The sequence below is a fragment of the Marinobacter manganoxydans MnI7-9 genome (assembly GCF_000235625.1).
Taxonomy (GTDB): Bacteria; Pseudomonadota; Gammaproteobacteria; order Pseudomonadales; family Oleiphilaceae; genus Marinobacter; species Marinobacter manganoxydans.
On the sequence record NZ_AGTR01000049.1, the window covers coordinates 1 to 1,467 of the forward strand.

General features: G+C 57.6%; 1 protein-coding gene. It reads right to left on the reverse strand.

Annotation, left to right across the window (positions count from 1 at the left end; translation table 11 throughout):
- Positions 1–186: 186 nt before the first annotated feature.
- Positions 187–1,467 (reverse strand): IS1182 family transposase (locus tag KYE_RS11950; protein WP_008173671.1); only part of this gene is annotated, 1,281 nt, incomplete at its 5' end.

Consider the following 1,467-nt stretch of genomic DNA (forward strand, 5'->3'; position numbering starts at 1 on the left):
AGTCTGCGCGGCAGAAACGTTTTGAGCCCTCGTTTCCGCCAGACCGGATCATTGTCTGGCCGGAAGGAGTGTTCGCGATATCGGATCGGCTCCATCATCGCTTTCGATCCAGCCAGTTAACCGGTTAAAAGGGGCATCGCAGGGCCCCAGCTGTACCTACCGTGAGCCAAAGGCTGCCTCAGCGACTTATGCCAGCCTCATCAGTGAACTCATGCGCCTGAGATTGAGCGACAGACAGACAAGATCCCATTCACCCTGCACCGCCTGAAGGCCCCGCAAGCCGAACTGCCGGAAGCCCAGGACATTCTTGATCCAGCCATTCACCGCCTCAACCATGTGCTTGCGCTGAGCGTAGACTGCTCGCCCCTCCGCCGTGGTAAGCTTCTCCTCCATGCGGGCCGTCGCCGGGTACCGGCTCGCGTTTATATCTCCGGTTTTTTTGCCTTCCCGGCGCAGCGAGACGTAGCCATCTATGCCTTTTGTCTCCAATGCCTGCAAGTCTTCCTCTTTGCGATAACCCGCATCAGCCAGACATTGGCCCGGGTAACTTCCCAGAGTTTCTTTTACCTCGCCCAGCAGCGGCACCAGACAGCCGTTATCACTGGGGTTGTTACCCTGGCGGTTGCCCACGATGATCTGGAACTCGCCATCCACGGCCAGTTGGCCGTTATAGCATTGCTGGAACCCATCATTCGTTTTCATGATCCGGCTTTGGGGGTCGGTAAAGTTACTCTGAGCCTTGTCCTCCGGAACTCCATAATCTCTCTTGAAGTTCCGGCCACCCTTGGGTGAGCGGCGATCATCGTCTGGATGCCGGCCTTTGGCCTCATCTTGCGTTTTTTGATCCGCTTCCAGTTTCTCCTTCGCTGCCCGGATCTTGTCCAGCCGCCCCTGACGGTGCTGAAGCTCTTCGGGTAACTCGTCGCCCCGCTGATCCGGGCCAAACTGTTGGTCTTCCGATTCATCCACACGGCGAGCCTGGCCACAAAGCTCATCAACCTCTTTTGACAGACGGGCTTCTTCCTCCCGCATGCGGTCATAGCTCATGGCCTTGTGCTTACTGGCGTTGGCCCGGACCTTGGTGCCATCAATCGCCAGCGTACCGAGAGTAACCAATTCCGCTTCCTGGGCGATCCGGACCACCTGAATAAATACGGCCTTGAACGCAGCCAGGTGTTGCTTGCGAAAATCGCAGATAGTGCGGTGTCTGGGGAAATTGCCAGCCGCCAGGACCCGAAGGGCGACATCTTCTTCCAACTTCCGGGCGATCTTTCGTGATGAAAACACGCCGGTCGCGTACGCATAGATCAACACCTTCAACATCATCCGCGGATCGAAAGGCGAGTTGCGCCGACCGCTCCCTTCATACCGGGCGTAGAAGGCACTCAGATCCAGTTCCTCGACCACGTCACTGATGAAATAGGCCAGATGCCCTTCGGGCAGCCACTCGTTCAGGCTCGGGGGAAG